At 69.4% G+C, this 5758-nt stretch carries 7 protein-coding genes; all 7 read left to right on the top strand.

Annotated elements, in window-relative coordinates:
• The coding region (locus HUV06_RS14215; protein WP_174301910.1) for a phospholipid-binding protein MlaC at positions 1-618 on the top strand (618 nt) is incomplete at its 5' end.
• Positions 619-748: 130 nt separating this feature from the next.
• Positions 749-991 carry a hypothetical protein gene (locus tag HUV06_RS14220; RefSeq protein WP_174301911.1) on the top strand — a complete coding sequence of 81 codons (243 nt, stop codon included), beginning with the start codon at positions 749-751 and terminating at the stop codon, positions 989-991.
• Positions 992-1118: 127 nt separating this feature from the next.
• Entirely contained in the window at positions 1119-1520 is a 402-nt protein-coding gene (locus HUV06_RS14225) for a hypothetical protein (protein ID WP_174301912.1), read from the top strand.
• Between the two features lie 88 nt (positions 1521-1608).
• On the top strand, positions 1609-2583 hold the full coding sequence (gene dusB, locus HUV06_RS14230) for a tRNA dihydrouridine synthase DusB (RefSeq protein ID WP_256430084.1): 975 nt from the start codon (positions 1609-1611) through the stop codon (positions 2581-2583).
• 77 nt (positions 2584-2660) lie between these two features.
• Positions 2661-3557 (top strand): flagellar motor protein MotB, encoded by an 897-nt coding sequence (locus tag HUV06_RS14235; RefSeq protein WP_174301913.1) that lies wholly within the window; start codon positions 2661-2663, stop codon positions 3555-3557.
• Positions 3558-3660: 103 nt separating this feature from the next.
• Positions 3661-4416 carry an arginyltransferase gene (locus tag HUV06_RS14240; protein ID WP_174301914.1) on the top strand — a complete coding sequence of 252 codons (756 nt, stop codon included), beginning with the start codon at positions 3661-3663 and terminating at the stop codon, positions 4414-4416.
• A 99-nt stretch (positions 4417-4515) separates the two neighbouring features.
• A complete protein-coding gene (locus tag HUV06_RS14245) occupies positions 4516-5652 on the top strand; it encodes a hypothetical protein (protein ID WP_174301915.1) in 1137 nt (378 codons plus the stop codon).
• The last annotated feature ends 106 nt before the right edge of the window (positions 5653-5758 follow it).

The raw sequence follows: 5758 nt of genomic DNA on the forward strand, positions 1-5758 counted from the left end.
GCCCTCGCCCTGGCCGCTCCGCTCGGCCTCGCCGTCGCGCCGGCCGCCGCCCAGGCCGCGCGCAGCCACGGCGATGCCAGCGCCGAGGCCTTCGTGCAGAGCGAGGCGTCGAAGGGCATCGCCATCCTCAACGATCACAGCCTGAGTCTGGCGGCCAAGAAGGCGGCCTTCTACGGTTTCGTGAACCAGACTGCCGACGTTCCCCGGATCACCGGCTTCGTGCTTGGCCGCTATCGTCGCCAAGTGAGCCCGGCCCAGTACCGGCAGTTCGCCGAGGTGTTCCGCCAGTACGCCGACAGCGTGTACGAGAGCCGGCTCGGCGACTACCACGGCGAGCGACTGCAGGTGACAGGCTCGCTGGTGCATGCGCCCGGCGACGTGGTGGTCTCCAGCGTGGTCACCGGCGGCGACTTCAAGGGCGAGCCGGTGGTGAACTGGCGGGTTCTGCAGGGGCCGCAGGGCTGGAAGATCGTGGACGTGCAGGCCCAGGGCGTCTGGCTGGCAGTGGTGGAGCAGCAGGACTTTACCTCCACCCTGGCCAATGCCAACGGGAACATCGACGTGCTGATCCGCCAGCTCCGCACCCAGGCCGCCGGTGGTTCGGCCCGGCGGAATTAACATCGCTTACAGCGTTGTAGGCGATCGGCCATGGCGGCGTCGGAGGAGGCGGCGATAGTCACGCCAGCCGGGCGAAACCGCCTGGGCCGCCGGGGCCGCTCCGGCGAGAGCAAGATAAGGAGCTTGATTCATGGCTGCTCGTATCATCGTCGCCGCCGGCCTGGTCGCCGCGTCCCTGCTGGTCGCCCCCGCCGCCTTCGCTCAGGCGCCCGCCGCCACGCCGTCGCACACGGTGGCCAAGACCACCACCACCGACACCATGACCGCCGACACTGACAAGGCCGGCAAGACGGTGGTGAAGCACCACAAGGTGGTCAAGCACCACAAGAAGGCCACCAAGAGCGAAGACGCCGCGGCCAACACCGCGCAATAGCTCTTCGCCCGCCATCCAGCGGCTGAACAATCGAACAAGCCCGGCTTCACGGCCGGGCTTGTTTGCGTTGAGGCGGATACAAGCTCTCTTCGGTCCGTTGACCCACGCATCACCTGGGATCACGCCAATGCCGACCTCAGCCCCCTTCACCCTGACGCTGATCGCTGTCGCGGCGCTTGCCGGTAGTGCGTATGCGCAATCGGCGGACACCTCCGGCGCGATGAGCGCCGAAATGCAGTCGCAGACCGCTGCCTCGCCCGGCAAGGCCACCCGACCTCTCGCCAAGCGGCCTCCGAGCGCCAGCATGAACACCGGCGCCTCCGGTCCCGCCGCTGCGCCGACCGGCCCCTATACGAGCACCGACAGCGCGGGCGAGACGAGCGATCTCAGCGGCTCGACCGGAGCCTCGATCCCCCAACCGGCCGCTCCGGCGCCTCCGGGCGTCGCCCCCCCGGGCGGCGCGCCCGATACGGGCGGTGGAGAAGCGGCGCCGAACGTCGAAGGCGGCCCGCACGCGCGCGGCGGATGATGTCCAGGACAGTCGCTTGACAGCGGCCGCCCTCGCCACCCCGCCGAGCCGTTCCGGCGAGCACGTCGGAGCATCCCCCTCGGCTTCGCTGCGCATAGGCGGCGTGACGATCGGCTCCCGCGTCCTCGCCGCGCCCATGACCGGGATCACCGACCTGCCTTTCCGGCGCACCCTGTCCCGGGTCGGCGCGGCCTATGTGGCGACCGAGATGGTCGCCTGCGCGGAGCTGGCCGGAGGACGGCCGGATGTCGTGCGCAGGGCGGCGCTGGCCGACGACCTTCCCCTCACGGTCGTCCAGCTGGTAGGGCGGGAGGCGCGGTGGCTGGCGCAGGGCGCGCGGCTGGCGGAAGCTGCAGGCGCGGACGTCATCGACCTGAACATGGGCTGCCCGGCCCGGGAGGTGACCGGCGCCCTGGCCGGCTCCGCCCTCATGCGCGACCTGGATCAGGCCAGCCGGCTGATCTCGGCCGCGGTCGAGGCGACCGACCGACCGGTGACGCTGAAGATGCGGCTGGGCTGGGACACGGCCTCCCAGAACGCCCCCGAGTTGGCCGCGCGCGCCGAAGAGATCGGGGTACGAGCCATCACCGTTCACGGCCGCACCCGCTGCCAGTTCTACAAAGGCTCGGCGGACTGGGCCGCGGTGGCGGCGGTGAAGGCCGCCACGGGACTTCCGGTGATCGTGAACGGCGACATCGTCGACGCCGACAGCGCTCGTCGCGCGCTGGCGCTGTCCGGCGCGGACGCGGTGATGATCGGCCGGGGCCTCTATGGCGCGCCGTGGAGGGCGGCGGCCGTGGCGGCGGAGCTTGAAGGCGGCGCGGCGGCCGAGCCGGACCGGGAGGCGCGGCTGGCGCTGGTGCTCGATCACATGGGCGAGGCGCTCCGCTTCTACGGCGACCATCTGGGCCTGCGAACCTTCCGCAAGCACCTCGGCTGGTACGTGGAGCAGGCGCCCTGGCCCGCGGACGCCCACGCGCGGCGCGGCGCCAAGGCCGCGCTCTGCCGCCTCGAGAGCCCGTCCGAGGTGGAAGACGGGCTCCGCCGTCTCTGGCTGGCCTGACCTCGCCCCCGCTAGGCGCAACCCGATCTTAAGGCGCGCCCCTTAGGTCAAGGTGAATGCGCGCTCAGGGTTAAGCGATGGCTTACGGCGACAACGCCCCGACCATCATCATCAAGAAGGTGAAGAAGGGTGGCCACGGCGGCCATCACGGCGGGGCCTGGAAGGTCGCCTACGCCGACTTCGTCACGGCCATGATGGCCTTCTTCCTGCTCATGTGGCTGATCAACACCACCAGCCCCGAGCAGAAGCGCGGCATCGCCGACTACTTCGCGCCCGCAAGCGTATCCCAAACCACGAGCGGCTCAGGCGGCATCCTGGCCGGCACGGGGCTCAGCGACAGCGGGGCCAAGACGGACGGCTCCAGCGCCACTCCCTCTCCCGCCCAGCCGGAGACGCCGTCGACCCAGACGGACAAGGCCGCCAAACCAGGCGCCGGCGGTGCCGCCGACGCCGCTGCTCAGGCGGCCCAGGCGAAGGCGGAAGCCGACGAGTTCAAGAGCGCCGCGGAGAGCCTGCGCCAGGCGCTGCAGGACATGCCGGAGCTCGCGGAGCTGTCCAAGCAGGTGATTGTGGACGTGACGCCCGAGGGTCTGCGCATCCAGCTGGTGGACCAGGAGGGCCGCTCCATGTTCGACCAGGGCTCGGCCAAGCCGAACGACCGGGCGCGGCTGCTGCTGCGCGCTGTGTCGCAGGTGGTGCGCCAGCTGCACAACCGCATCACCGTCTCCGGCCACACCAGCGCGGTGGTGGGCGCCGGGGCAGGCGGCGACGACTGGGCGCTGTCGGCGGCACGCGCAAACGCCGCGCGCAGCGTCCTGCAGGAGGCGGGCGTGGAGGCTGACCGCATCTACCAGGTGTCGGGCAAGGCCAACTCCGATCCGCTCTACCCTGACGATCCCACCTTGCCCGGCAATCGCCGCATTGCAATCACCCTGCTGCGCGAGAAGCCGGTGCTGCCGCCCGACCAGCCGTGATCCCGATCTTGGCCGCGACAGCCCCCTTGCGGGGAAGGGCTGGCTGGTCCCAAATCGAGGTCATGCGAGAGTCTGTCCGCCGCCCCGAAGCGCCCGCCCGTCCGTGACCCAGCACTTCGCGACGCGCCAGCTCCGCTTCTTCCTGACCGCGCCGTCCCCCTGTCCCTACCTGCCCGGCCGCGACGAGCGGAAGGTGTTCGCCCACCTGCCGCTGAGCGAGGGGCCATCGGTGAACGACAGCCTGACCCAGGTGGGCTTCCGCCGCTCCCAGAACATCGCCTACCGGCCCGCCTGCGACGGCTGCGACGCCTGCGTCTCCGCCCGCATCCCCGTCAAAGGCTATCCGCTCGGCCGCTCCGAACGACGGGTGCTGGACCGCAACGAGGACCTCGAAGGCCATCTCGTGGAGGCCGAAGCCACCATGGAGCAGTTCGACCTCCTGCGCCGATATCTCAGCGCTCGCCACGCTTCCGGCGGCATGGCCGACATGACCTGGCCCGACTACGTGGCCATGGTCGAGGACACCGCAGTCCGCACCCACCTGATCGAGTACCGCACCCCGTCGGAGGATCGTGGGCCTGGTGACCTGATCGCCTGTGTGCTGGTTGACATCCTGCACGACGGGCTGTCGCTGGTGTACAGCTTCTACGACCCCGCCCCGACGCGCCGCAGCCTCGGCTCCTTCGTAATCCTTGACCACCTACGCCAGGCCCAGGCCGCCGACCTGGCCTTCGTCTACCTTGGCTACTGGGTCTCCGGCAGCGTGAAGATGGCCTACAAGGCCCGCTTCAATCCGTTGGAGGTGCTCAAGCCCGGCGGCTGGCGGCTGCTCTCCCAGCGCGAACGCGAAGAGATCTGATCGCGCTCCCTAAAGCTCGGGCGGAGACCGCCGCCTGGCCGCCGCTAACCACGTTTCAACGCCTTTGCCGTCTGATGCCGCAATGACCGGCTGTCCGCGATGAACGATCCCGGGTTCCGCAACCTGGCGCTCCTGGACACCACAGCCTCCACGGCGCGTGTCCTGAACCTGCGCCACAGCGCCATTCACCATTGGGCCGATCCCGAACTCGCGACACGCCCCTTCTTCCTGCACCCGAAGCTCAATCGCGCCATTGTGGTCAAGCACCACCTGCGCAGGAACGAACTGGAGGCCTTCGACCATGTGAGGACCTCCGCTACCAAGGTGCTGCTGCCCATCGACCACGACAACCTGCGCGCCGGCGCCAAGTACTTCTTCATCGGCCAGCGTGATTATGAGCAGGTCCTGGAGGCGGAGTTCGCCCTCGCCGACCCCGACGCCCGCGACCTCCAGCTGCTGCGGTTCCTGGACGATGTCCCCTCCTTCGACCCGTTCCTGCTGCGGGAGCAGATGCGGCGGCGCGGACTCGATCCCGCGCCCTGCTACTTCAACGTCTCCCAGGCTGACACGGCGCGCATGCTGAGCTTCGCTCAGGCGGAAATCCAGCCCCTGGTGGACATCGCCTTCTCCAACAGCCTGGGCGCCAGCGGCACGCTGGCCCGCAAAATCCTGTCCAATTCGGGCGACAGCGCCCTGGCCCCGCTGCGACAGGTGCTGCACCTGGACACCGAGCAGTTCGCTGAGGGCGTCTTCTGCTGGAAGGCCTTCCTCTATTACAAGTGGAGGCTGATCCACTTGAAGCCGGGCATCGACCGGGTGAGCACGGAGCTGGCGACGATCCGCCCCTACAAGCGAGGCGACAACGACTTACACGAGTACGTCGATGGTGCGCGCACGAACCTGCAGCGCGCCACGGCCGCCGGCATCCGCAGCGTGAGCCATACTCTGTGTCTGTACGACATCGCCTACAACGGTCTGATCAAACAGGGCGACGGCTGGGGCTTTCGCGACTTCCTGCTCCAGGCTCCAGCCCGCTTCAGCAAGCTCGGCGAGGAACTGGCCGCGGTGGATCACATGGTCAGCTTCTGGCAGTATCGCTTTCCGGCTGCGCGCACCTTCACCGTTTCGGTCGACGAGCTGGCGACGATCTTCCGCGACTTCGAGTCGGGGCTGCGCGTGCAGCCTGTGGCCCAGCGGGACCTGACCTTCCGCGCGGCTTATACCAGCGGCGGTTGACCCTGACTCCTCAACGACAGCGTCCCAGATGCTCCCTCTCTGGGGGAGCTGTCGGCGGAGCCGACTGTGGGGGCCGACGCGAATCGGCGGCGCAGCCCCCCCCCCC

Origin of the sequence: Caulobacter sp. S45 (assembly GCF_903642205.1) — a bacterium.
Classification (GTDB): Bacteria; Pseudomonadota; Alphaproteobacteria; order Caulobacterales; family Caulobacteraceae; genus CAHJWH01.